We start from the raw sequence: 26444 nt of genomic DNA, 5'->3' as shown, positions 1-26444 counted from the left end.
ATGGCAATGGGAATTTTAGGAACTGCATTATCCGGGTTGACGGCGTTCCAGCGCTCACTGGAAACCACCAGCAATAACATCAGTAACGCCAACACCGAAGGTTATAGCCGGCAACGCGTGGAACTTGCAACCCGGCCCGAACAATTTACCGGTGCCGGCTACATCGGCAACGGTGTGGATGTCGCCAACATTACCCGCAGCTACGACCAATTCATTACCAATCAATTGCGTTCCAGTACCTCTACCTATAACGAGGTCAACAGCTTCTACACCTTGTCGTCGCAAATCGACAACATCACAGCCGACGACGCCACCGGTCTGGCACCGGCGATGAAAAGCTTTTTCGATTCTGTGGATGGCGTCGCCAACGACCCGACGTCGATCTCGGCCAGACAAGTCATGCTGACTCAGGCCGGATCGCTCACACAACAGTTCAACACCATGAGCGCCCGCTTCAGCGACATGCGCAAACAGGTTAACGATAACTTGACCAGCTCAATTGATGAAGTTAACGGTTATGCCAAGTCGCTTGCCGATCTCAACGTGAAGATCGTCGCCGATATTGGCCGCTCTTCCGGCAAGCAAATGCCCAACGAATTGCTCGATCAACGCGATGCCTTGTTAACCAAAATTGCCGAAAAAACCGACGTTTCCTTCGTCGACCAGTCCGACGGCTCGATTAACGTATTTATCGGTAAAGGCCAGCCCCTGGTGCTCGGTAGCTATGCCTCGACCCTATCGGTGCAAGGCTCCAGTACGGATGTGGACCATAAACAAATCGTACTGAACGGCCAGGACATATCCAACCAACTGTCCGGCGGTGAAATCTACGGTAATCTGCGTTTCCGCGACCAAGTGCTGGATCCGGCTCAACAACAATTAGGTTTGCTCGCAACCGGTATAGCCACCGAATTCAACGACATCCATAAATCCGGTTTCGATTTGAGCGGCCCGCCAGCCGCCACCGGCGTAGACTTTTTCGACCTGGGCTCGCCGGCCGTCCAAGTGCAGACCACCGCCAGTAATGCCGGCATCACAGCCAACTTTGTCGCCCCAACCTCGCCGACATTGTCGAGCACTTTAGGCGCATCCTACCGGCTGGACGTGATCAGCACCGCCCCAGACGTGTTTACAATGACCAATTTAAGCGACAACACTGTCACTACTCCATTGGGCAGCACCGACTTGACCGACCCGCCTCCTGCCGCGGCGGCGGTTAACGGTTTCAACATCAGTTTTAGCGGCACTTTAGCCATCGGCGACTCGTTCCAAATCAGCCCCAGCTTTAACGCTGCCGCGAGTTTTAAAGTCAATCCGGCGATTACCAATCCCCGGCAAATCGCCGCGGCCGGTGCTGCCGGCCTACCCGGCGATAACAGCGTTGCACTGAAGTTGGCTGCTCTGGAATCCAAATCGCCGATGAACAACGGCAAAAGTAGTTTTACGCAAGTCTACGGCAATCTAGTGGCCGATGTCGGCTCGCAAACCCACGCGGCCTCCGTCAGTAAATCCGCTCAAGAAACATTGCTAAAACAAGCCACCGGCGCCAAGGAAAATATTTCCGGCGTCAATTTGGACGAAGAGGCGGCCAATCTCATTAAATTTCAAAATTCGTATCAGGCGGCGGCCAAAGCGGTTTCCGTGGCCAATTCCTTATTCGACACCCTAATCGGGGCCTTTCGCTAGGAGACTATCATGCGTATTTCAACTTCCTGGAGTCATCAGCTTAGCGTTAATAGCATGTTGGACCAACAGTCCAAACTTAGCGATATTCAGCTTAAGCTATCGTCCGGCAAAAAATATCTGAATCCATCCGAAAATCCGGTCGCGGCCACCAGCCTGATCGATCTGAATCAAAATATTAAGGAAAACCAGCAATACCAGGTCAATATAGGCGCGGCCCGGCAACGGCTGGGTCTGGAAGAGTCCAGTATCAGCAATGCTACCGAGGTTGTGCAGAAAATACGCGAATTAACCGTGCAAGGCCTGAATGACAGCAATACCCAAACCAACCGGCAACAGATCGCTAATGAAATCGATGAATTGAATAAGCAATTGATGGGGATTGCCAATACCCAGAACGCGAACGGCGAATACATTTTTTCCGGCTACGCCAGCGACAAGCCGGCATTCACCCAGAGCAGTAACTTCCAAACGTTTGCCAAAGGCGACCCGAGTACGTCGCAACGAGAGATTGCCATTGGTCCGAATGGCCGCACGGTTACCGACGGCGACGATGGCGAAGCCGTCTTCGGCGCCATCGACCCGGCCGCTCCACCGCTAACCCCGGGGAGCAACAGCAGTATCAATGTGTTTCAGGCAATTGCGCAGTTATCCAGCGATCTGAAAGCCAATACGCCGAACAGGTTATCGCTGGACGACCTGGACAAAACCTTAGTGCGCATGGATACCGTCCGCGCCTCGACCGGCGCCCGCCTCAAAGCCCTCGACGATCAGGAGAACCTGAACGCCGACTATATACTCGCCAACAAATCCACCGCATCGGACATTGGCGACCTGGATTACGCCGATGCGCTGAGTAAGTTCAACCAACAACAAATATCGCTGCAAGCCGCGCAACAAGCATTTACCAAAGTGCAAAACTTGTCCTTGTTTAATTACATTTCTTAGCGGCGGCTTGCCTGGACTTTGATCGAACATAGCATCGTCCCTCGCGATTGCGATTGATGGGCGGCCTGCCGACGCGATTAGTGAACTGGAGCGTTTTGCAAGACGCCGAGCATCGTTTCCGGATGGTGTAATTGCTGCTTGATGTCGGCAACTTGCCAATTGGGCCGCAATTGCAACAACAAGGCGGCCATTCCGGCAACATGCGGCGTGGCAAATGAGCTTCCGCTCATAAAGTCGTACGCTTCGTGGGGCACGGTTGTCAAAATATCCCGTCCGGGTGCAACAATTTCGTTGCTATCGGTTTCGCCGCCTTGACCGACCGCCAACACACCGGGAATATCGGCGGGAAAGCCGCCAGCTTGGTTTTTGCCGGGGACCGCCGCAATCACAATAATGCCCTTGCTAAGGGCTTTGTCGATCAGCATTTTCAATAGCGGATCTTCCGGGCCGCTCAAACTCAGATTAATGATCTGACTGTTCATTCGTATGGCCTGATTCAAGGCCAAGGCCAAGGTGAAGCTGTTGCACCGCGCGGCCAATGAATTCGGTTGATCCGGCCAACAGGCGCGAAATGCCATTACATCGGCTTCCGGCGCAATGCCGGCGATACCGATGCCGTTGTTTGGCTTTGCCGACAAGACGCCGGCAACCGCGGTGCCGTGTTTGTCGGCTAAATTATGGTCGCCGGGTTCCGGCGCCATGTTTTCCGTGTAGTTTATTTGACCTTTCAGGTCGGGGTGATTGAGATCGACGCCGGTATCGATCAATGCAATACGGACGCCGTGACCGGTGGTTTTTTTATGCCACTCGCCGATGCTCAGCGAATTAAATGCAGACTGTAATGGCAGATACGGGTCGCTATAGATGGCCTGCTTGTCAACTTGCTCGGCTAACACCCGAAAACCCTGCATCAATTGTACCGAACCGACATCCTTATCTTTTCGCAATGTCTCGATCACCCGGTTCACGACCAGGGATTCGGGGACTTCGTAAACCACGCAATTGACGCCCAATTCAGTCACCGGCCATTGCGCGATTAGTTGCAAGCGATAGCGTTCGGCTAATTTTTGCGCGATATGCTCACTCCAGCTCGAATTGCCGTAGCTGCCGCGAACGCGGTATGCATCCTGACTATTGCCGGGTAAATCGCGATTAATGCTTCGATCGACGAAGGTCACCAGCAATCGGTGTTCCTGAGCCGCGCCGCTATCGCCCAATCGCGAATAATCGGTTTGATTGGCACAGCCCATGCCAAGTGCGATCAACACAAGCAGCGTAGCCAGGCGAATCGCTTTCATGGTTGTAATACGGGTTCGGCCAATAGCACGTCCGGGCGGCTGCGCAAGATGGCGATGGCTTGTTCCAGGCTGGGCTTACCGTCATTGCTATTCAGGCGAACGGTCAATGCTCCCGCGCTGTTGACCTCGCCGACCCGTTGGCCGTGCAACGCCGCCAGTACGCCGGCAATATCCGCTTCCGAGCTGGATTTCGCAAACACCACTCGCAATTCCGGATCTTGGCTGGATCCGGGCCTGGCAGCCGACAAGGTGCGGAAACCCTCGTTTGGTATCGGCAACGTCCGCCAACCGAACGGCAACAGCAGCGCCAGCAATAGCGAAGCGGCCATTGCATACCGAAATCCGCTGTGTTTTACGTAAGAGCTCAACCGGTGCCGCGGAGTTTGTTGCTTAAAGGCACCCGACGACAGGGGATTCGGCTCGCGCGCCGGCAATTTACCGGCCAAACCGGCAAATGAGGTTTCCGCCGCCGCGTCCAGATCGGATGTCTGGGTTATTGCATTGGCCAGCTTGTGTAACCCGACCAACTCGCGGCGACAAAGCAGACAATGCCGAATGTGCGCTTCTACAATCAAGCGCTCGTGCGGTTGCAGACTCTGATTAATATACCAAGGCAATAGCAACTGAACCTGTTGGTGTTCGGCCTGGGAGTTTGATGTGGTGACGGTCATAGCTTAATCTCCCTTGGCCCGTGCAAATGCGTTCAGCTTTTTGCGGGCATGGAACATACGGGTTTTAACGGTGTTTTCCGGGCAATCGAGGACTTTGGCAATCTCCTGATACGGCAGACCGTGATAAAAAGTCAGCTCGATAACGGCGCGTTGGTCGGCCGGCAGGCTGTCGAGTGCCTGATTAAGCCAATCCTGATTTTCGATGTTTTCGGCCATATTCGCCAAAGGATCACCAAGTATCTCTCTGAATTCTTCGATATCGATATCTTTGCTGTATTTACCGGCTTTGGACAAGGCTTTTAGCGATTTATTGTAGGCAATGCCAAACACCCAGCTGGAAATTTTACTGCTGTGATTGAAGCGTTCCGGCTGCTGCCAAACCAACAATAATGTTTCCTGTATCAGTTCTTCGATGTGTTCGGAATCTCGGGTCGTGCGCAAAATAAAGCGAAATAACCTGGGGTAGTAAAGTTTATAAAAGGCTTCGAAAGCCGGAGCGTCCCCTTCAACTATACGCTGGAGCAAGGCATATTCATCGACTATGTTTTCAGTCTTGTTCGGCATGGGCGGTGTTGAACGCACTAGACGCAGCATGATTTAACCTTCATCGCGGATTAACGGGGTCATGCTATCTGTATTCCACCGACCGAGCGAAAGGTTCAAACGGGTTGAAAACTATTAAAACCCAAAGGTGACCGAGAATAGATATTTATTGTCCTGTGGACGCGGATAAAATTCATCATGGTGATATTCAGTGCTTTCGTGAAAACCGAGGTTAGCGTCCACATAGCGAAAATCGACCGATAGATTATTTGTCAAAAACCACGACACGCCGGTATTCCAGTAAAAGTAATCCTGGCCCAATAGGGCACCGGCTTGGTTGTATCCCAAACCGGCGGAAAATTGCACGGTATCCAGTATGTCGCGCCGATAATTTAGTTCGTAATTCAACACGTTCGCTTGGCGTTGATAGGCATTCGGTGCGATGGCTACCCTGGCGCTCAACCAATTCTGATAATGCGCGGATATGTAAACCTCCGCATAATTGGCGTAATGATCGAATATTTTATTGTCGTAAATATAAACGCTGGCCGCTAACTCGGCCCGCCAACCGGCTGTCACCGGCCATGTCCAGCCTAAATGGGGTTTGATTTCAACTGACGCGCGACCGACATTTTTACCGTCGTCAAAACGCACCTGAGATACGCTTAACCCACCAAACCAGCCGCTGTCGTCCTGATAATCGATATGGCCTTGAACGAGTGGGTTGCCGCGATTTTTGGAGTAGCCCCGGTAAATATAATCGCTTAAAAAATTCACACGCCCATGCCAATCGGCCAGAGCAAAACGCCCGCCGAAACATAAACTAAACAACACTATCGATAAGCAAAACCAGCCTTTGCAAAAAATATTCGAAGACTCCATGTGGGGGTGAATAGCGATCAAAACAGCATTATTTCCTAATTGGATGGTACCTTCAACCAAGGCCGGGAACAGACGTTTATAGTCGGCGACTAGGCCCAATGCGCCAGTCGATTTTGCAATTATCGACTAGCTGGAGCGAACGGGTTCCGGATGTGTAGCAGTTGTAAAAACTTTGTGCAATCAACTCGTCAATAATGGGCATATAGATTAGATACGTGTAGCCTGATGGCCGCGATCGACGCATCGCAACCCATGTTAGTCAAGTATTATGTCCGTGTTTGGCTAGGGTTGACCGGCAAGTTTTGCAGCTCAATTCACGGCTGGGGGCGCTTGTAACAGCGGCGGGCTAAAGTCGAAACCGAAATGCTTGGGGTCTTCGCCTATCACCGCGGCCGAGACGATGTAAAACACGTAATCGTAGGTTTCCACCGGAATTTCGTATTGTTGGATGAATTTCCAGAAGTTGCGGTCGCGCGGATTGTCCGGCATTTTTTCCACCATCCCGCGCACTTTATTATGGCCGTAGTTATAGCTGGCCATCACCAACAATCCGGACGCTTGCGCCTGCTTGCTGTAGATATATTTCAGGTATTTCGCCCCGGCTTGGGTGGCCTGCGGAAAGTCGAAACGCGCATCCTGCTCGTCATATTCCCGAACATTCGCCAGCGGTCCGGACGGCAGACCGTATTCCTGGCCAGTGGTGGCCAGGAATTGCCAGGCACCCTTCGCAATTCCAAAACGCGTCTCCGGCCCAATCGCTTTAGTGTCGTAATTACTTTCCTGCAGCGGTAGATACATGAAATAAGCCGGCAGGCCTTCCTTATCAAGCGCATCCAAGACCATGGCCCCGTATTGATTGTCTTGCATGTTTTTTATCGCCAGGCGCAATCTGCCCGTATCCTGCCAGTTCTTGATGTATTGTCGCACCTGGGTAACAAACTCGTCCGGCAGTTCCAGCTCGCTTTCGCCAAAGCCTCTGACCACGCGGGTAATCAACTGGCGTTCGTATTGTTCGTCGGTCGGAAAGCTAAGGCGCAGAAAATCGATTTCTTTCAGGTATTCCTGATACTTGGCTTTCATCAATTTCAGCTTTTGCCGTTCCTCGGCCAAGCGTTTTTTCTCTTCCAGAATTTTTGCCTGTTCGGCTTTGATGCGCTCCTGAGACACCTTTAATTTTTCGTCCTTTACTTCTTCGAAGGCTTTGGCCAAGGACTCGACATTCTCCGCCAACCGTATATCGGCTTGCGACAAACTGACTTCCAAGGTTTTTACGTCATAAAACATATTGATCGCCAACTTGCGGGCATTGTCCAGCGCCAGATATTGATAAGTCACCAAGCCGGCGGAGATCACAAACAAAATCCCCAGGGACCAAATCAGCTTTTTATAGTTTTTGGTTCTGACCGTTCTATCCTCGCGGATCACCCGCCGCACCATGCGCGTGTAATCGCCCATATCCGCCGATTCTTCCTCGGACAGCAGGCGGTTTTTAATCGCATCAGCTGATAAATTCTGCTGCGGCTTGGGAGGTAGGGCTTTGGGCTGATTTAGAACAGGCGTTTGCGCGACGGCAAATAAGGTGGCATCGTCTTTTGGCGTGGGTAAAACGGGTTTTGCATTCGCGGAGGCGATTTTCAGCTCAAACGGCGAAACGCCCAGGTCTAATAAAACCGGCAAATGCAACTTGGTTTTAGCGGCCAGCCGCTGTTTGTCCAGATACACGCCATGCGTGCTGTTTAAGTCGACAACCCACCAGCCATCGGGCGCGCGTTTGATCTCCAGATGATGCCGGCTAATGGATTGATCGTTGACGACCACCGAGTTCTCTTGAGCCCGGCCAACGCTAAAGCTGTTTTCGAACGCATAATTGGCGATCACTTGTCCGCTAATATTCAGCAAATCAACCAGAAGCGTCTCAGGCTTGGCCAATACCGTGCGATCGGCGTCCGCATCCGCTGCTTTAAACGGACTAACGCCCATGAAAACGGTTTTATCGTCTTCCATCAACTTGCCTCTCGTTGCAGTGCTTACGCTAGGCCTTGCTATCAGTATGTGATCGGGTCTCTACCGAGTAACAGCATTAGTCGCCCTTGGTAATCGGTAACGGCAAAGCAAGATCCCCCCTAAATGCTGACAAGTTTGATTTTGCCAGTGCCGGACAAGCATAGTCCAACAATGGCAGCGATGCTTATGAAAGCTTACGGGCGGCAATGGCTTGGCTGAGTTGATAGACAGCCATCGCATATAACGGGCTGTGGTTATAACGGGTGATGACGTAAAAATTATGCAAGCCCACCCATAAATCTTCGCCGACCTGTTGCTGGTAAGCCAGCAGTTTGACCGTTTCGCCGGCGGCCAACTGCGTCGGCACATCCACCCCCAAGCGGCGTAATTCGCCGACACCGACATCGGGTTTCCCCCCCTTGCTCAATGCTTGCCGATAAGTGTCGCCGCGCGCTGTGACAGGAAAAACCACTGGTCCGCCGGGTCGCCATTGATTGCGCACGAAATAATTGGCCACGCTGGCAATCGCATCGGCGCTATTTGTCCAGATATCACGTTTGCCGTCCATATCAAAATCCTTGGCATAACCCCTAAAACTACTGGGCATGAATTGCGGCAAGCCCATCGCCCCGGCATAAGAGCCCATGGGCTGCAGCGGGTCGATATGCTCTTCGCGAGCCAAAATCAGAAATTGTTCCAACTCTTTCAGAAAAAACTCGCTACGCGGCGGATAGGCGAAACCCAGGGTCGCCAGCGCGTCGATCACCCGATACTTACCGGTATACGCGCCGTATTTGGTTTCCACGCCGATGATGGCGATGATGATTTCCGCCGGCACGCCGTATTGGCTTTCCACGGCTTTCAGGGCCGCTTCGTTGTCTTTCCAGAACTGCACGCCGCCGGCGATCCGGGCTTCGGTCATGAATATCTCGCGATACTGAAACCAGGGCTTGCCTTCCGCCGGTTTCGACATCGCGTCCAAAATCGGCTGCTGGATCTGCACGGCCTTGAACAGCTGTCTCAATTCAGATTCATTGAAATGCTGCTGCTTGACCATGTTATGGATAAATTGCTTGAAACTGTCGGTTTCCGCGACTTCAGCGGACGCGGAACCGGCAGTCAACAGCAAGGCGGTCAATAATAGCCAGGCGAATACAATATTGTTAATTTTCATAAGCCAATTAAACGGGTAATAATTTACGGTGAGTATGGATGGACATCAAAATACCAAAGCCGGCCATCAGCGTCACCATCGAAGTACCGCCGTAGCTCACCAGCGGCAGCGGCACGCCGACCACCGGCAACACGCCAATCACCATCCCGATATTGACGAACACGTACACGAAAAAGGTAAAGGCCAAACTACCGGCCAACAAGCGCGAGTAAGTATCTTGGGCTTGCACCGCAATATAAAAACAGCGGCTGATCACCAGCAAATACAACACCAGCAAACCGACGCAACCGAACAAACCGAACTCCTCGGCAAACACCGCAAAGATAAAGTCCGTGGAGCTTTCCGGTAAAAAATCCAGCTCCGCCTGGCTACTGCCCAGCCAACCCTTGCCATTGATGCCACCTGAACCGATGGCGATTTTCAACTGAATGATATGGTAGCCGGCGCCCATCGGATCCGCTTCCGGGTTCATAAAAGTCAATACCCGGTTGCGCTGATATTCGCGCATGAAGTGCCATAACACCGGCGTCAAGGACGCCAATAGGGCTACGCATCCCAGCATAAACCACCAAGATAGCCCGGCGAAAAACAGCACCGCCGCGCCGGAACTGGCCACCAGTAACGCAGTCCCCAAGTCGGGTTGCTTGGCAATCAACAATACCGGCAGTATTAACAGAATCGCTGCCCCCACGACATGCTTGGGCTTGGGTGGCAATGCGTGTTCGGATAAATACCAGGCCACCATCATCGGCGCACTGACCTTGGTAAACTCGGACGGCTGGAAGCGGAAGAAGCCCAGATCCAGCCAGCGCTGAGCGCCCATACTGATCTGCCCCATCACCGCCACCGCCAGCAACAACAGGACGCACAGCGTAAACAAAACCACCGAGAAACTTTGAAAGCGGCGCGGGTTGATATGCGCCAGCACGATCATTAACAACATGGCAAAACCCATCCGGGTTGCATGCCGCACCAACAACGGAATTTCCTGGCCGCCAGCGCTGTACAAAATCACGAAGCTGGTTGCGCAAATCAATAACAAGCCGATAAACAGCGGAATATCGATATGCAGTTTCCTGAGCAAATTGCCTAACAGCGAGGGCGGCTGGAACTGCTCGTTGCGCATTTCGCTTCTCATGGCTGGGCCTCCTTTTTTTGATTCAGATAGGCATCGATAATTTCGCCGGCGATAGGCGCCGCAACGGAGCCGCCGTGACCGCCGTGCTCGGCGATAATCGCCACCGCAATTTGCGGATCGTGGACCGGGGCGAAGGCTATGAATAAGGCGTGGTCGCGCATTTTAAAATCGATGGCGTCCTCGTTATATTTCTCTTCCTGCTTGATGGTAAAAACCTGCGCCGTACCGGTCTTGCCGGCGATTTGATAGGTAATGGCCTTGGCCAAGCGGCCGGCGGTGCCCCTAGAACCGTGTACCACGTTAGTCATACCTTTGATGATGTTATCGACGTTCTGGGTTTTCAGCGGAATCAGCGCATCGGCCTTACCGCCGATCAAGTCGGCATAGTCGGCGCTGATAATACTGTGCACCAAATGCGGTGTGATGACCTTGCCGTAATTGGCCAAAGTCGCGGTCGCGTGCGCCAATTGCAAAGGCGTGGCTTGTGTGTAGCCTTGGCCGATCCCGGTAATCAGGGTTTCGCCGGGAAACCAGGCCTGGCTACGGTAATGTCGTTTCCATTCTTTAGACGGCATCAAACCATCGACTTCGCCGACTAAATCGATCCCGGTTTTCCGGCCGAAACTGAATTTATCCATAAAATCGTGCATTTTATCGATACCCAAGGCCAGCGCCAGATCGTAAAAGTACACGTCGCAGGATTGAGTGATCGCTTCATTCATATCGACCATGCCGTGGCCCCATTTCTTCCAGTCGCGGTACTTGTGATCGACATTGGGTAGCTTGTAATAACCAGGGCAGAATAACCGGTGCCCGAAATCGGTCACCCCGTATTCCAAACCGGCCAAACCTAGAAACGGCTTGACGGTGGAACCCGGCGGATACTGGCCGCGCAAGGCTCGGTTATAGAGAGGTTGATCGGGCGAATCCTGCAGGGCTTTATAATCCTTGCCGGAAATACCGGAAACAAACGGATTGGGATCGAAGCCGGGCCGACTGGCAAACACCAGTACACCCCCGGTCTTGATTTCAATCGCCACCGCAGCGCCATTGTATTCGGACAATGCGTCGTAAGCGATTTTTTGCAAATCGATATCCAATGTCAGATAGATGTTGGAACCCGCCACCGGCTCGACAGTGGCAACGGTGTTCACTGCCCTGGCCTGGGCGTTGGTTTCTATTTCTTCATAACCGGCGGTACCGAGCAAATGCTCTTCATAGGTTTTTTCGATACCGGTTTTGCCGATGTGATTGGTACCGCGATATTTGGCGATCGGCAGGGTTTTCATTTCCTGTTCGTTGATGCGGCCGACGTAACCGACCACATGCGAGGCCAAATCGCCATAAGGGTAATGCCGCACTAACCGGGCGTAAACATCGACACCGGGAAAATACGGCCTGACCACCGCGAACTTAGCCACGTCTTCATCGCTGAGGTTTTGTAATAGCGGCGTGCTGGTAAAGGACTTGTTGCGCTTGCGTTGCTTTTGAAACAAGTCGATTTTTTCGTCGGAAATGTCCAGCAGCTTCTGTAGCCTGACGAGCGTATCGTCTAGATTTTGGATCTGTTCCGGGATTAGCTCCAAACTGTAGGTTGGCACGTTTTCAGCCAACATCCGGCCCTTGCGGTCGTAAATCACGCCCCGCGTGGGCGGTAATGGCGAAATTTTGATGCGGTTATCCTTGGATAGAGTCGCATAGTGCTCGTGGCCGACCACTTGCAAATACACCAGGCGCACCACCAGGCCGGCGATCAAAAACAGGATCAGGATAAAAGCCGCGACAATACGGCTTAAAAATAAGCGACTTTCGGCGAGCGGATCCTTAATGGCGAATTTTCTATCCATGCCTCGTCAAACGATACGCGCCATCACTCGGATGTAGCGCAGCACCACAAATACGAGTGGCCATACCAGGGTACCGGACAAGACCGGGTACCAAAAAGATAGCGGCAGGCGGTTGCCGGCTTGCATGCTTTCCGTACCGAAAATAATACTCTGCGCCCCCAGCAAGCAAAAAAACACGAACAAGCATTGCTGCACCATCGGAAACTGCCGTAAGCGCCGATGTTCGTTGATGCTGAAATAACAGATCAAGGCGTAGATCAAGGCATACTGACCCAATAAGCGTCCGGTCAGTACATCGGTTAACAAGCCTATCGTCCAGGCGCTAAACACGCCGAAGCGTTCCGGCAACGCAATCGACCAGTAAATCAGCACCAACACAATCCAGTCCGGGTTAAAAACGTCCATGCTCGGAAACAAGGACATCACCCTGAGTACCATCGCCGCGGCGACGGTGACAATGAAATAAGCCGTGGCCAGAAAATCAAGGCGCGACATGTTCGGCTTCCTTGGTATCCGGCTCTGCCGGTGCTTTACCCGGCTCGCCCAATACCACCGGCGTAGAGTGACTCCAGACGATCAAAAACTCTCGGCTTTTGTCCAGCTCGGCTTTCGGCGTGGCATAGATATTGGCAAAAGATTTATCCGGCCGGGCTTCGAACTTGTCGACCACCGCCACCGGATAACCGGCCGGAAACACACCACCCAAACCGGACGTCACCAACAAATCGCCCGGCACGATGTCGGCGTTATTGGCGAGAAACGGCAAATGCAGGCGATTGGGTTGGCCGGTGCCGAAGGCTATGGTGCGCAAACCGTTACGGTTAACTTGCACCGGAATGGCATGATCCGGATCGGTGATCAGCATCACTTCCGAGCTGGAAGGCAAAGCCCGGACCACCTGACCGACGATGCCGTTGGCGTCCAGGACGGGTTGTTCGGCGTGTACGCCAAAGCGCGAACCTTTGTTGACCACGACGGTGTGCTCGTAAGGTGCCAGTTTTACCGAAACCAGTTCGGCCACCAGCACCTGCTCGCCAAGTTGAAACGAATTTTCCAACAACATCCGCAGCCGGGTGTTTTCTTTTTCCAACGCCGCGAGTTTTAACAATTTGGCGTCATTTACAAATTGCAACTCTTTCAGGCGCCGATTTTCTTTTTGCAATTCAACGAAGGATATGACTGTCCCGGAGATAGACTGATAAAAATCCACCGGTAGACTGGCGAGCGATTGTAGCGGATAGGTGAGCACCGACAATAACGACCTTAGCCTATCCAGGCGTTCGCTACGATAATCGATGACCAACAATGAGATGGATACCAGCAATGCCACCAGTAAACGTGTGTTAAGCGAAGGGCCTTTGGCAAATAAGAGTTTTATGGCAAACCTCTAACAATCAAGACGCGACAAGCAAGACCGGCGCCTATCGACGCGATAGCAAGAACAATCAACCTCCGCCGGCGCGCATAGAGTACCGAGCGGCATAAATTTCGTAGAAAAGGCGGTTTTAACCACGCAAAGTGGTTAAAACCGCCTTTCAGAGATTTTTCTATCCAGCGCTTATTCCAAGGAGAATGCCGATGCGCCTTTAGAATCCAGCATTTCCAATACCATGCCGCCGCCCCTGGCTACACAAGTTAAAGGATCGTCGGCGATATACACCGGCAAACCGGTTTCCTCGGAAATCAAACGGTCGATGTCTTTCAGCAAGGCACCACCGCCGGTCAATACGATACCGCGGCTGGCCACATCGGCGCCCAGTTCCGGCGGCGTTTGCTCCAACGCGACTTTCACCGCGCTGACGATACCGGACAAAGGTTCTTGCAAGGCTTCCAGAATCTCGTTGCTGTTCAATGAAAAACTGCGCGGCACGCCTTCCGCCAAATTGCGGCCGGTGACCTGCATTTCCCGTACTTCGCTGCCCGGATAGGCCGCGCCGATTTCGTGCTTGATCTTTTCGGCGGTAGCTTCGCCGATCAGCGTGCCGTAATTACGGCGCACGTAACTGATGATAGACTCGTCGAAACGATCGCCGCCGATCCGCACCGAAGCCGAATAGACGATGCCGTTCAAGGAAATGACTGCCACCTCGGAAGTGCCGCCGCCGATATCCAACACCATGGAGCCATGCGCCGCATCGACCGGCAAACCCGCGCCTACGGCAGCCGACATCGGCTCTTCGATCAAATAAACTTCTCTAGCGCCAGCCATCGCCGCCGATTCGCGAATCGCCCGCCGCTCGACTTGCGTAGAACCGCAAGGCACGCAGATCAGAATGCGCGGACTGGGCCGCAGTAATTTATTTTCGTGCACTTTTTTGATAAAAAACCGCAACATGCGCTCGGTAACCGCAAAATCGGCGATCACGCCGTCTTTTAGCGGCCGGATTGCGGTGATATTGCCGGGTGTACGGCCCAGCATGCTTTTGGCGTCGGCGCCGATGGCAGCAATTGTTTTTTGACCACGAATCTTGTCTTCTTTAATGGCTACCACGGAAGGCTCGTTGAGTACGATTCCCTGGCCTGGAACATAAATTAACGTATTTGCCGTACCCAAATCGATAGACAAATCATTGGAAAAAAGGCCACGAATTCTTTTAAACATTGTAAGCAGTACCCTAAGCGCACACGGAAAATCCCACTACTTTAACAATCAAGCAGGTATTTGAGCAAGATATAAAGTATCATAGTTTTACTAAGAAAACCTGGAGTTAGAAGAATGTCGTTAACGGCGAATGACGTTAAAAAAATCGCTCACCTGGCAAGGCTGGGCATTGCTGAACAAGACGTCGAACACTATGCAAAAGACCTATCCGGCGTACTGGAATTAATGACGCAAATGGGCCAGTTAAACACCGCCGGTGTGACGCCAATGGCACACCCTCTGGACCAAATGCAACGCCTGCGCGAAGACGCGGTGACCGAGACCGATCAGCGCGACCATTTCCAAACCATCGCCCCGCAAACCGAAGCCGGCTTGTACCTGGTTCCAAAAGTCATCGATTAAGGACGATTATGCACACCAAACCCCTTAGCGAACTGGCAGCCGGGCTGCGCAGCAAAGCATTTTCCAGCGTTGAACTTACTCAACACTTTTTAACCCGCATCAGCCAGCACCAGGACCTGAACGCGTTTATCACCGTTAACGCGGAAACCGCGTTGCAACAAGCCCAAGCCGCCGATCAACTGCTTGCTGCCGGCAACGTCGGACCTCTGGCCGGCATCCCCATCGCCCAAAAAGACATTTTCTGCACGCTAGGCACTAAAACCAGCTGCGGATCGAAAATGTTGGACAATTTTATCGCCCCTTACGACGCCACCGTGGTTGAACACTTCAACCGTGCCGGTGCGGTGATGCTGGGTAAATTGAACATGGACGAATTTGCGATGGGTTCGTCCAACGAAAATAGCTTTTATGGCCCGGTGCGCAACCCCTGGGCCACCGATTGCGTGCCCGGCGGCTCGTCCGGCGGCTCCGCAGCAGCAGTTGCCGCGCGCTTGGCGCCTGCCGTGACCGGCACCGACACCGGCGGCTCTATCCGCCAACCGGCCGCGCTGTGCGGCATCACCGGTTTGAAACCGACTTACGGCCGCGTGTCGCGTTACGGCATGATCGCTTACGCCTCCAGCCTGGACCAAGGCGGACCGATGGCCCGCAGCGCGGAAGATGCAGCTTTATTGCTGCAAACCATGGCAGGCTTCGATCCCAAAGATTCCACCAGTGTCGATCAAGCTGTACCCGACTACAGCGCCGGCCTGAACGAGAGCCTGCAGGGCTTGAAAATCGGCCTACCGAAACAGTTTTTCAGCACCGAGCTAGACAGCCAAATGGCTGCCGCCATTCAGGCCTCCATCGCCGAATATCAAAAACTGGGCGCGGAAATCAAAGAAGTGGACATGCCCAATCTGAACTTGGCGATTCCGGCCTACTACGTGATCGCCTCGGCCGAATGCTCGTCCAACCTGTCGCGCTACGACGGTGTGCGCTTCGGTTACCGCTGCCAGAATCCGGAAGATTTGACCGATCTTTACACCCGCTCACGCGGCGAAGCCTTCGGCGCGGAAGTGAAGCGCCGGATTTTGATGGGTACCTATGCACTATCAGCCGGCTATTACGACGCGTATTATTTGAAAGCCCAACAAGTGCGCCGCCTGATCAGTGACGACTTCAAACGCGCGTTAAGCGAAGTCGATGTATTGATGGGCCCGGTCACGCCCAGTACCGCCTTTCGCATCGGCGAAAAAACCAGCGATCCGATACAGATGTATCTGGAAGACATCTACACGATAGCCATCAACCTGGCCGGTTTGCCGGCGATGTCAATTCCAGCCGGCTTCATAGCCGGCAAGCCGGTGGGATTGCATGTCATCGGCAATTACTTCAGCGAAGCCAAATTGCTGAATGTCGGCCATCGCTACCAGCAAGTCACAGACTGGCATTTGCAAGTACCGAAAGGCTTCGAATAATTCGACTGCACCAATTGATTTAGCCGCCATTTTTGCTGAGTAAATAGCTGAATACAGGAAATACGAATGAACTCACAATGGGAAGCCGTCATCGGCCTGGAAATCCACACCCAACTCTCGACCAAATCCAAAATTTTCTCCGGTGCCGCAACAGCTTACGGCGCGGAACCCAACACCCAGGCCTGCGCGGTCGATTTGGGCTTGCCTGGCGTATTGCCGGTGTTGAATAAAGACGCAGTGCGCAAGGCAGTAACCTTTGGCTTGGCCATCGACGCGGAAATTGCGCCACACTCGGTATTCGCCCGAAAAAACTACTTTTACCCCGACTTGCCGAAAGGCTATCAGATCAGTCAATTTGAACTGCCCATCGTCGGCAACGGCCATCTGGACATCGAAGTCGACGGCGTCGAAAAACGCATCGGCATCACCCGCGCGCACCTGGAAGAGGATGCCGGCAAATCCCTGCACGAAGACTTTCACGGCCTGACCGGCATCGACTTGAACCGCGCCGGCACGCCATTGCTGGAAATCGTCTCCGAACCGGACATGCGCTCCGCCAAGGAAGCCGTGGCCTACATGCGCAAACTACACGAACTGGTGCGTTACCTGGAAATCTGCGACGGCAACATGCAGGAAGGCTCTTTCCGCTGCGACGCCAACGTTTCGGTGCGCCCGAAAGGCCAAAAAGAGTTTGGCACCCGCGCCGAAATCAAGAACATCAACTCCTTCAAATTCGTTGAAAAAGCCATCAATCACGAAATTGAGCGGCAAATCGATGTCATCGAAGGCGGCGGCAAAGTCATCCAGGAAACCCGCCTGTACGACGCTAACAATGACGAAACCCGCTCGATGCGCAGCAAGGAAGAAGCCAACGACTACCGTTACTTCCCCGATCCCGATCTGTTGCCGGTGTTGATCGAAGAAAGTTTGAAGGACGAAATCCGCGCCACGCTGCCGGAATTGCCTGACGCCAAAAAACAGCGTTTCGTGGAGCAATACCACCTGGATAACGAAAGCGCCACCACCTTGACCTCATCCCGCGAACTGGCCGACTTTTACGAAACTGTTGTCAAAGCCTCCGGCGGCGAAGCCAAGCTGGCTAGTAACTGGCTGACCGGTGACGTGCTCGGCGCATTGAATAAAGCCGGCTTGGAAATCGGCGATTGCCCGGTCGATGCAGAACGTCTGGCCGGCCTGATCAAACGTATCGCCGACAGCACCATTTCCGGTAAAACCGCCAAACAGGTGTTCGACAAACTCTGGAACGGCAGCGACAGCGCCGACGAAATCATCGAAAAAGAAGGCTTGGTACAGATCACCGACATGGGTGCTATTGAAGCCATCGTCGATAAAGTGATTGCCGCCAACCCGGTGCCGGTTGAACAATACCGGGCCGGCAAGGACAAAGCGCTGATGGCGCTGGTGGGGCAAATCATGAAAGAAACCCAAGGAAAGGCCAATCCGGGCGAAGTGAACAAAATGTTGATCGCCAAGCTAAAAAGCTAGACAGTTCAGCCAAGCCCCGAGGTTTTGACTCAAGACCCTGGGGCGCTATCTGCGGGCAGATACAAAATTTCCGGCAAGACTACTTCCCACTTCCCGCACCGCAGATTCTCCCAGTTCCCGGCTGTCTTATGCCTAACCGAAATCGCGGCAACCCGCACCTTGACGATCTCACCTTTTGGCGGCCTAAAGGCCTGTGCCATCCGAGTCACAGCCACGCCATTTAAATCGGCTAATTCCCAACCGGCTTGCCCATCGCTTCTGGCCCGCAAAATCAACTCGCTACCCACGTCCAGCGCGGCAATTGCGCGGTGAATCGATTTATCGGCAAAGAAGTATCCCGGCCACGACAGCACGACTTGCCCCAAATCGACCAGCCATGTGCGTTGCCCCAATTGCCGAAAATCCGCTGTATATTCCGGCTGGGTTTTGACGCAAAGCATCTCGCAATCTTTAATAAAAGCATGTCGCCCGCCCTGCTTGGCGCAGAAAGTCAGGGTTTTCCTGGCACGCGTCATCGCCACATAAAACAGCCGCCGCTCTTCGTCGCGGGATTGCTGCCAGCCGCCGCCATCCAAAATCAGGACATGATCGAACTCCAAGCCCTTGGCACGATGCGCCGTCAATAACAGTAGCGGCGCATGCCGGCTGTCGTTTTCGCCGGATTGGCTGCCGGAACCGAATTCGTAGAGTGCGTCGACTAGGTTGCTGACCACCTGCTGGCAACCCGGCGCGGTTGACTCAGCGACATTGATGAATTGCGCCAGCATGGCTCGATAAGGATGCTCGATCAGATCATCGACATTCTGCCGATAACGGCGTCTGAACCAGCGCGATAACGATCCCCAGCGCAGCAGCGCGCGCGGTTTGCGGGCCTTTCGCCTTTGCTTATACAACAAGGCCAGCAAACTATAGCCTTCCCTGGTGGCATGCAAATTCAGCAAATAATCATCGCGCAGCAAACGCACCGGTATACCTCGCAAGCGGCACAATTCCGCCATCGGCTCCAGCGTGTCCCACTGTCTAGCGATCACCGCAAATCGGCCCCAGTGGCTGGTTTCGCCCAATTTCGCCAGCCGGTTCAGTCGCACTACCTCAGCCAGCGCTACCTCGACTTCGCCATCCAACGCTGCGGGCGTTTCCAGGATATGCACTCTGCCTTGAGTCAAACTATCCAGTTCGGCAAACTCGCCGCCCTCCGCCGCCTCGCGGCGCGCGTAGTTGATTCGGATAGCGTGCCGGGTTTTCATCCGTTCCCGCGCCGGCGCAATGACACGGTTCGCGCAATGAATAATCTGCGCCGTGGAGCGATAGTTTTCGATCAGATAGTAAGTCTTGGCCTGATAATCCACAGCAAACTGCTTGATGAAGCGCACATTCGCGCCGCCAAAGGCGTAAATGTTTTGATCGTCATCACCCACCGCCAGCAAGGACAATTTATCGTCCTCGCTGTTGATAGCTCTGCCAGCCAGCGCGCTGATCAATTCGTAGTGTTCCGCGTTGATGTCTTGATATTCGTCCACCAGCAAATAACGCAAACCGGACAACAAACGGTCGCGCTGGATGCCCGGCTCCAGCTCGTCGCCCTGCTCCGCTTGTTTTAACAGCGCGGTGGCGTTTTTGATAACCGCCGAAAAATCGACTGTCTCGCCATGCTCGGTGGCCACCGCGTAACTGGTGCCGGTCAGTCGCATCGCCAGGCCGTGCAAGGTTTGCACAGTCACCCCGGCGGCATCGGCACCAATCAATGCCCACAAACGTTTGCGAATTTCCACGGCAGCCGAGCGGTTGTAACTCAGCACCATAATGTCTTCCGCCAACACCATGCACTCTCTCAGCAACCATGCCACCCGATGCACAATCACTTTGGTCTTGCCGGAACCGGGGCCGGCCAGTACCAACTGACTGCCTTCCGGCGGTGCGGCGACAATGGCTTGTTGCTCCGGGTTTTGCAGATCGGCGAGAATGCGCCGGTGCGCGGCTTCGGTGGTGGCCATTTCCAGAATATCCTGGCGACCGGCAAAATAGCGGCGCACGAACTCGTGCCTGTCCATGCCAAAATAATCAACGATAAACGCCATCGCCGCCTGAATCTTGCCCAGCGCCAGCCGGGCGTATTCCGCCATCACATGCACCTGGATGATCTTGTCCTTGTAATGCAAGGCCAGCTCGGTGTAATCAGATTTTTTAAACTGCCGGCGCCGGGCTTCGGCATTGAGCTGGATACTCATCGCCGCGCGGAACACCGCCTTGCCCCGCGCCAAATGCAAAACTTCGTTGCTGTCCAGATAGAGTAAAGCTGCCGCTAATGCGACATTCCAGTCGCGCACCTCCAGATCCTGCAAAGTCAGATCGGCTTGCAAGGCCGCTTCCAAATCGCCTTGCTTACAGGTAACCAGCAGATTATTGCCTTGGCGTTGCGCTAGAAAGAAATTCAGCAAGGCCTGAGCCAGCCGCATGCGCTTATGCCGAATCAGGTCGATGTCCTGCCAGCTGCGCAGCAATTTCAGATAGCGATTATCCTGACCAAACGGACGTAACGCGAAAAAGCCACGCTGGCTGGTACTGTCGCCAAAGGCTTCGGCAAACGATTTCATCAAGCGGGTCAATTTGTCCGGCGTCAGTTCCACACCAGCCTCACGGCGTAAGGTGTCGCACAGCCGCCGCATATTCAGAATTTGCCATTGCTCGCGATCCGCGTCCGGCGCAGCTTCGCGGAGACTGGCGATCAAAGCGTCTTCCAGTTTGCGTAAGTCTTCCAGCCGATCCGTCGTGTCGGGATCGCGGTACAGCGTCACACCGATTTCGGTATCGTTGGAGACCAGTTTAAAGCGGTCCAGCTCGCGCAACATGCTCTGCACTTCGTGAGAGTTACGGCCCGTGGCCAGCATCAAGTCGTCGGTGCTGATACCTTCATCGTCTTCGCTATAAAATAACTGCGACAACAGCGCCATATAAGGCTCAATGTTCGCATTCGGCCCCAGCTTTTTCTGCAGCAAGACCTGAGCTTCTTCGATACTGGCAACCTGCAAACTGCCTGGAAACACCCGGGTATGATTTTCCTGGCGCTCCAACAAACGCGCTTCTTCCAGCCAGGCCACCGCGATGCCGACCTTGGTGTCGGCATCGGCGGCGTCGGGGTCGATGCCGTGCTTATCCGGGATTTCCAACAGGATCTCGCCGCTGGTGACCACCACCGAGCCTTCGCTACGGTCTTTGCGCTCGATGCCGCGTAACGCTTTTAAAATCGCGGAAATATCATGTTGCGTCAGCCTGGAATTGCGCAGCAAACGAAACTGCACATCCAGATCGGCATCGTCATACAGCAACACGCACCGCGCCAAGTCTTGGTCGCGCCCCGCCCGGCCCGCTTCCTGCAAATAGTTTTCCAGCGAGCCCGGCGTATCCAAATGAATCACTAAGCGCACGTCGGCTTTATCCACGCCCATTCCAAAGGCATTGGTGGCAGCGATCACCCGCAGCTCGCCGGCGATAAAAGCTTCCTGCACCTGACGCTTTTGCTCGGGCTGCATGCCGCCATGGAAATAGCCGCAATCCACACCGGCCTGTTTCAAAAAATCGGCCATTTCTTCCACGGTTTTCTGCCGGGCGCAAAACACGATGGCACCGCCTTCGTCCCGCAAGCTTTGTTCCAACAGACGCAGCACTTCCGGGTATTTGGCTTGCGCCGGCACCGCATGCACTTCATATAGCAGGTTTTCGCGGCTGACGCCGCCGGTCAAACACGTCAGCGTAAAGCCTAAGCGCTTGCGAAAATGCTCCACAATGTCCTGCACCACATCAGGTTTGGCTGTGGCGGTAAAACAAAATACCGGTGATGGCTTGTCCTTTTGCCGAGTCTTGATAAAGCGCGACACGTATAAATAATCCGGACGGAAATCGTGCCCCCATTTGGACAGACAATGCGCTTCGTCGAACACCCAGGCGCCGACCTCCCGATGCTGCAAGGCCTTGGCAAATGCGCTGCTGCGAAATTGTTCCGGCGCGACGAAGATCAAACCCAAATCGCCCAGCCGCAATTTATCCAGCATCACTTGCCGCTCCAGCGGATTCAACAAGCTATTGATGTAACCGGCGCAGGTGATGCCGCGCGCTTCCAGGTTATCGACCTGATCCTTCATCAAGGACTGCAGTGGCGAGATAATCACCGTCAGACTGCCGTTGCGATAAAAACGCGCCAGCGCCGGCAGTTGATAACACAAGGATTTGCCGCCGCCGGTCGGCAGAATCGCCAGGGTCGGCGTGCCGGCAAAACCGTGTTCGACGATGACTTGCTGCAAGGACCTGCCGTCCTCGGTAGTCGGCGTTGCGCGGAATTGCGTGATGCCTGGAAAATAGCGCGGCAGCAGTTGCGACAGATCGTGCTGCTCCCGGCACCAATCGCACTCGACATCGCCGCATGGCACATCGCGCAAGGTGGCGATTAACTCACGAGTTTTCGGGAAGGATAAACTCACCCAGGGCGGCAACACCGAATTACCGCCCGCCACCCGCAGCCAGGCCAGCACATAAGCCAAAGACTTATGCCAAGCTGGAACAGGCAAATAATGACTAACGATTTGTTGCTGTCCGGTACGGCACACCTTGCCGTCGGTCGCCCGCCGCCAGGCGGCTTGCACATCGATCAACGAAGGCCGCAGCGCGGCGCGCAAGCTGGCGAAAAAATTCGCCACGCCTTTACCGTTCTCCGGCGCCAATAAAAAATGCAGACACAGCGCTTCGTCGGGATGCTCCGCCACCCGCTGCCGCAACGCGTCGGCCTGGTCCAGAAACAGCTCATAAGCCAGTTCCGCGTCCCTGACCGGATCGTTGCGGGTGGTAGTACAGAGCTTGTAGTCTTTCACCAGGCGGTGATAAGGATTTTGCGGAAAGGCCACCGGCGACAGCTCCAGCGTATCGACCAAGGGCAAGCGATGCAGTGCCAAATCCGGATGCAATACCGATAACGCCGGTTGATCGAAGGCAATCACGTTATGCCCCAACACAAACGCCGCGCCTTCGCTGATTTGATCCAGTTTTTGCTTCAGATCGGCGACCTTGCCGGATATACGCAAGCGCGCATCGGTATCCGGGCGATACGCACCGATCTCCCGCAGTTTTAAAGTATCCTGCCGCGCGGTTTCAATGTCGATGCAAAGGCACTTGGCTCGGGTTCTGTCGGGTGGTAGAGCCATTAGTTTGGAAAGGAATGCACTTGAATATTTAGGTTAGGTAAGTAATTCATTGCCAGACGTAATTCGGTCAAGCCTCGCCGCGCAGCCAATTACGGCCGATCGAACCGGGGCATAACCATAGAGCAACAAACCGGATTTGTCTCAATGCTAGGGTAGGGAACTGTGGTGACGAGAAAACACAAGCGCCAATGCGGGAAACAAGCGGTACGCCACCCGCCTTGCTCTATCGATTAGCCCATTGGCGCTCGTTACGAAAACAGAGCTGCTTTCGTGAAACCACCAGATAAAACGGCGGACGCGCCAGCGACACAAAACCTAAATTGCGAAATTAATCGAAACTGCCAGCAAACCCAAAGCGGATGAAGCCATTCCGCAAACCGGGCCAGTGAACAAAAAGAAGGAAAAAAGAAGAGATCTCCCGCCTGCGCCGTCTGATACTTTCGTCCTTGAACCGAAGGTTCAAGTGGAAACCAAATCCAGTCAATCAGGCTTCCTGAATAAACAGGCATGCGCACCATGAAAGGCAAAAAGTTTCCGGGGTAAAAACAGGTTCAGGAAACACCCAGTACTGCTCGAACGCCGCAGGAGATAGGGCGTGCATTCTATACAGATTTACGAATTTTCTAAAACGTTTTCTATTTTGTTTCGCAAATCTGCGAGACGGGCGCAAATATCGCCGCTGCCGTTGTTTCCGGTTTTATTGGCGGCCACCAAATCGTGGGCCAAATTCAGGGCTGCCAGTACCGCGATGCGGTCGGTGCTGCTGACTTTGCCGGTATCGCGGATTTTGCGCATTTGCCGGTCCAATTCGCGGGCCGAGCTGATCAAGGTATCCTTTTCGTCGGCGGCACAGGCGATTTTATATTCCTTATCCAGAATATTCAGCGAAACGGGCTGGACGGCTTTACTCACGAATCGTGCTCCATCGCTTTCAAACGCGCAATCATCGCTTCGACCCTGGCCTTGGCCAAGGTGGTTTTTTCCAATAGTTTGGCTTTTTCCCTAACCAAGGCATCCTGTTTAACTTTCAATGACTTATTCTCGCTTTTGACATGATTGAATTGTGCAATCAATGTGTCCAGTTTTGCTTCCAACGCTTCGAGTTCGGTTGACGGATCTTTTTCTGTTTGAGACATAGCAGGAGTATGGGCCGATATGACATTATAATCATCGTAGATGGCTAAGAATGTTAGCATAAGCCATGTTATTAAACAGCTTTAATAAGGAAACAAAGATCAAATGACCTACCGTGCGGTTGAAGCAATTTTGGAGCAATACGATGCCGATATCGGCGCTGCGGAAGCGCACGGTATTGCGGCGGGCATGCTCTGTGTCGAAATCCGCGCCGATGCGGAAAACTGGCTACGCGAACTGATAGACGACGAAAATCAATTGTTCGACGAAGACAAGTCCTTACTGCATGGCGTGTTCGAAAAAACCCGGGAGTTGTTGGAAAATCAGAACGACGAATTTGCCTTCGATTTGCTGATGCCGGACGAAGACGATCCGCTGGACGAACAAGTGGAAGCCTTGCGCAACTGGTGCCAGGGTTTTCTGTTCGGCGTGGGTTATGCGCAGACCGGGGCCGACTGGCCGGGCGATACTGCCGAAGTGATGCGCGACATGATAGAACTGACCAAAATCGACGCCGAGGTCGGCGACGAAGACGACGAAAATGCCTTAATCGAAATTCGCGAATACGTCCGCGCGGCGGTGTTTACCGTCCGCGACCAGTTTGCCGAACTCAATCAATCGCAGACGCATTAATTAAGCTGACAGCCCATGAAACAAAGCGAATTCAAAAAACGCCGCGCCAGCCTGATGAAACAAATAGGCAAGGGCAATATTGCCATCATTGCCAGCGCGCCGCAGCGTACCCGCAACCGCGACGTTCACTACCCGTTCCGCCAGGACAGCGACTTTTACTATCTGACCGGCTTTAACGAAGCCGAATCGATGGCCGTATTCATCCCCGGTCGCGAGCAAGGCGAATACATCCTGTTCTGCCGCGAGTTCGACGAGAAAAAAGCCTTGTGGGAAGGCGCCCACGCCGGCCTGGAAGGCGCCACCAAGCACTACGAGGCCGACGATTCTTTCCCGATCGACGATCTGGACGACATCCTGCCCGGCATGCTGGAAAACAAAAGCAAAGTGTTCTACCCGATGGGCAAGGACAGCGATTTGGACCACAAACTACTGGAGTGGATCAACCACATCCGCAAGCAGTCGCGTTCCGGCGTCACCGCGCCGGGCGAACTGGTGTCGCTGGAACATATCCTTCACGAAATGCGTTTGTTCAAGAGCGCCGAAGAACTGAAATTGATGCGCCGCGCCGGCGAAGTATCGGCCAAGGCGCATATTCGCGCCATGCAGGCCTGCAAACCCGGCTTATACGAATATCAAATCGAAGCCGAATTGATCCACGAATTCATTCAGGACGGCCTGCGCGCGGTGGCTTATCCCTCCATCGTCGCCGGCGGCAAGAACGCCTGCGTGCTGCATTACGTCGAAAACAAGGACAAGCTGAACAAAGGCGATTTACTGCTGATCGACGCCGGCGTGGAATGCGACCATTACGCCGCCGACATCACCCGCACTTTTCCGGTATCCGGTAAATTCAGCGAACCGCAAAAGCTGCTGTACCAACTGGTGCTGGACGCCCAAGCCGCCGCCCTAGCTGAAATCAAACCCGGCAATCCCTGGAACAAAGCCCACGACGCCTCGGTGGAAACCCTGACCAAAGGCCTGATTGAACTAGGCCTGTTAAAAGGCAAACCCAAAAAGCTGATCAAGGACGAAAAATACAAACAGTTTTACATGCATCGCATCGGCCACTGGCTGGGGATGGACGTGCATGACGTCGGCGATTACAAGATCAAGGACGAATGGCGTCTGCTGGAACCCGGCATGGTGTTAACCGTGGAACCCGGACTTTACGTGCCAGGCCGACTGCGAAACAGTGGACAAACAATGGTGCGGCATCGGCATTCGCATCGAAGACGATGTCTTGGTAACCAAAGACGGCCACGAGATTCTCACGCATGGTGTTCCCAAAGCCGTTGCCGACATCGAAGCCTTGATGGCGGGCTAAGCA

Annotated in this window: 20 protein-coding genes, 1 other RNA gene and 1 pseudogene; 7 read left to right on the top strand and 15 right to left on the bottom strand. The window is 53.8% G+C overall.

The window, feature by feature from the left end; all coding sequences use genetic code 11:
- Both flgK and flgL read left to right on the top strand, forming a co-directional pair.
- Positions 1 to 1686 (top strand): flagellar hook-associated protein FlgK, encoded by a 1686-nt coding sequence (gene flgK, locus ACH50O_RS21855; RefSeq protein ID WP_446809866.1) that lies wholly within the window; start codon positions 1 to 3, stop codon positions 1684 to 1686.
- A 9-nt stretch (positions 1687 to 1695) separates the two neighbouring features.
- On the top strand, positions 1696 to 2631 hold the full coding sequence (flgL, locus tag ACH50O_RS21850; RefSeq protein ID WP_446809865.1) for a flagellar hook-associated protein FlgL: 936 nt from the start codon (positions 1696 to 1698) through the stop codon (positions 2629 to 2631).
- Between the two features lie 77 nt (positions 2632 to 2708).
- On the opposite strand, the gene ACH50O_RS21845 is transcribed toward flgL, so the two are convergent.
- From ACH50O_RS21845 to ACH50O_RS21795, 11 genes are all read right to left on the bottom strand, one after another.
- Positions 2709 to 3929 (bottom strand): S8 family peptidase, encoded by a 1221-nt coding sequence (locus tag ACH50O_RS21845; protein ID WP_446809864.1) that lies wholly within the window; start codon positions 3927 to 3929, stop codon positions 2709 to 2711.
- The gene (locus ACH50O_RS21840; RefSeq protein ID WP_446809863.1) at positions 3926 to 4600 is read right to left on the bottom strand and encodes a zf-HC2 domain-containing protein; all 675 of its coding nucleotides are present in this window, start codon (positions 4598 to 4600) and stop codon (positions 3926 to 3928) included. The genes ACH50O_RS21845 and ACH50O_RS21840 overlap by 4 nt, the downstream gene beginning before the upstream one ends.
- 3 nt (positions 4601 to 4603) lie before the next feature.
- The gene (locus tag ACH50O_RS21835; protein WP_446809862.1) at positions 4604 to 5194 is read right to left on the bottom strand and encodes an RNA polymerase sigma factor; all 591 of its coding nucleotides are present in this window, start codon (positions 5192 to 5194) and stop codon (positions 4604 to 4606) included.
- Positions 5195 to 5278: 84 nt separating this feature from the next.
- A complete protein-coding gene (locus ACH50O_RS21830) occupies positions 5279 to 5920 on the bottom strand; it encodes a TorF family putative porin (RefSeq protein ID WP_446809861.1) in 642 nt (213 codons plus the stop codon).
- 414 nt (positions 5921 to 6334) lie between these two features.
- Positions 6335 to 8029, bottom strand: coding sequence for an FHA domain-containing protein (locus tag ACH50O_RS21825; RefSeq protein ID WP_446809860.1), 1695 nt, complete (start codon positions 8027 to 8029; stop codon positions 6335 to 6337).
- Between the two features lie 184 nt (positions 8030 to 8213).
- Entirely contained in the window at positions 8214 to 9203 is a 990-nt protein-coding gene (mltB, locus tag ACH50O_RS21820) for a lytic murein transglycosylase B (protein ID WP_446809859.1), read from the bottom strand.
- Between the two features lie 7 nt (positions 9204 to 9210).
- The gene (gene rodA, locus ACH50O_RS21815) at positions 9211 to 10341 is read right to left on the bottom strand and encodes a rod shape-determining protein RodA (protein ID WP_446809858.1); all 1131 of its coding nucleotides are present in this window, start codon (positions 10339 to 10341) and stop codon (positions 9211 to 9213) included.
- Positions 10338 to 12188 carry a penicillin-binding protein 2 gene (mrdA, locus tag ACH50O_RS21810; protein WP_446809857.1) on the bottom strand — a complete coding sequence of 617 codons (1851 nt, stop codon included), beginning with the start codon at positions 12186 to 12188 and terminating at the stop codon, positions 10338 to 10340. The genes rodA and mrdA overlap by 4 nt, the downstream gene beginning before the upstream one ends.
- A 6-nt stretch (positions 12189 to 12194) precedes the next feature.
- Positions 12195 to 12683 (bottom strand): rod shape-determining protein MreD, encoded by a 489-nt coding sequence (mreD, locus tag ACH50O_RS21805; RefSeq protein ID WP_446809856.1) that lies wholly within the window; start codon positions 12681 to 12683, stop codon positions 12195 to 12197.
- The gene (gene mreC, locus ACH50O_RS21800) at positions 12670 to 13518 is read right to left on the bottom strand and encodes a rod shape-determining protein MreC (RefSeq protein ID WP_446809855.1); all 849 of its coding nucleotides are present in this window, start codon (positions 13516 to 13518) and stop codon (positions 12670 to 12672) included. Before mreC ends, mreD begins: the two co-directional genes overlap by 14 nt.
- Positions 13519 to 13746: 228 nt before the next feature.
- Positions 13747 to 14790 (bottom strand): rod shape-determining protein, encoded by a 1044-nt coding sequence (locus ACH50O_RS21795; protein ID WP_446809854.1) that lies wholly within the window; start codon positions 14788 to 14790, stop codon positions 13747 to 13749.
- Between the two features lie 114 nt (positions 14791 to 14904).
- On the opposite strand from ACH50O_RS21795, the gene gatC reads away from it, so the two are divergent.
- The 3 genes from gatC (at position 14905) to gatB (ending at position 18158) form a co-directional block, all read left to right on the top strand.
- A complete protein-coding gene (gatC, locus tag ACH50O_RS21790; RefSeq protein ID WP_446809853.1) occupies positions 14905 to 15192 on the top strand; it encodes an Asp-tRNA(Asn)/Glu-tRNA(Gln) amidotransferase subunit GatC in 288 nt (95 codons plus the stop codon).
- A gap of 8 nt (positions 15193 to 15200) precedes the next feature.
- Positions 15201 to 16652 (top strand): Asp-tRNA(Asn)/Glu-tRNA(Gln) amidotransferase subunit GatA, encoded by a 1452-nt coding sequence (gene gatA, locus ACH50O_RS21785; protein ID WP_446809852.1) that lies wholly within the window; start codon positions 15201 to 15203, stop codon positions 16650 to 16652.
- A gap of 66 nt (positions 16653 to 16718) precedes the next feature.
- Positions 16719 to 18158, top strand: a complete 1440-nt coding sequence (gene gatB / locus ACH50O_RS21780) for an Asp-tRNA(Asn)/Glu-tRNA(Gln) amidotransferase subunit GatB (protein ID WP_446809851.1) — start codon at positions 16719 to 16721, stop codon at positions 18156 to 18158.
- Between the two features lie 29 nt (positions 18159 to 18187).
- Here gatB and ACH50O_RS21775 read toward each other — a convergent pair whose 3' ends face one another.
- The 4 genes from ACH50O_RS21775 to ACH50O_RS21760 all read right to left on the bottom strand — a co-directional run bounded on the left by ACH50O_RS21775 (position 18188) and on the right by ACH50O_RS21760 (position 24486).
- Complete coding sequence (locus ACH50O_RS21775) at positions 18188 to 23350, bottom strand: RecQ family ATP-dependent DNA helicase (protein WP_446809850.1); 5163 nt, start codon at positions 23348 to 23350, stop codon at positions 18188 to 18190.
- 411 nt (positions 23351 to 23761) lie between these two features.
- Positions 23762 to 23941, bottom strand: a non-coding RNA gene (ssrS, locus tag ACH50O_RS21770) — 6S RNA.
- Positions 23942 to 23962: 21 nt separating this feature from the next.
- On the bottom strand, positions 23963 to 24262 hold the full coding sequence (locus tag ACH50O_RS21765; RefSeq protein ID WP_446809849.1) for a cell division protein ZapA: 300 nt from the start codon (positions 24260 to 24262) through the stop codon (positions 23963 to 23965).
- On the bottom strand, positions 24259 to 24486 hold the full coding sequence (locus tag ACH50O_RS21760; protein WP_446809848.1) for a TIGR02449 family protein: 228 nt from the start codon (positions 24484 to 24486) through the stop codon (positions 24259 to 24261). Before ACH50O_RS21760 ends, ACH50O_RS21765 begins: the two co-directional genes overlap by 4 nt.
- A 103-nt stretch (positions 24487 to 24589) precedes the next feature.
- Between ACH50O_RS21760 and ACH50O_RS21755 the strand changes: the two genes are divergently transcribed.
- Positions 24590 to 25117: a UPF0149 family protein gene (locus tag ACH50O_RS21755; protein WP_446809847.1), complete on the top strand. Its 528-nt coding sequence runs from the start codon at positions 24590 to 24592 to the stop codon at positions 25115 to 25117.
- A 15-nt stretch (positions 25118 to 25132) separates the two neighbouring features.
- A pseudogene (gene pepP, locus ACH50O_RS21750) lies at positions 25133 to 26441 on the top strand (Xaa-Pro aminopeptidase).
- Positions 26442 to 26444 lie beyond the last annotated feature (3 nt).

This window comes from Methylomonas sp. 2BW1-5-20 (assembly GCF_052474515.1).
The sequence above is the reverse complement of the archived record's forward strand: the minus strand, read 5'-3'. Positions and strand labels throughout refer to the sequence as shown.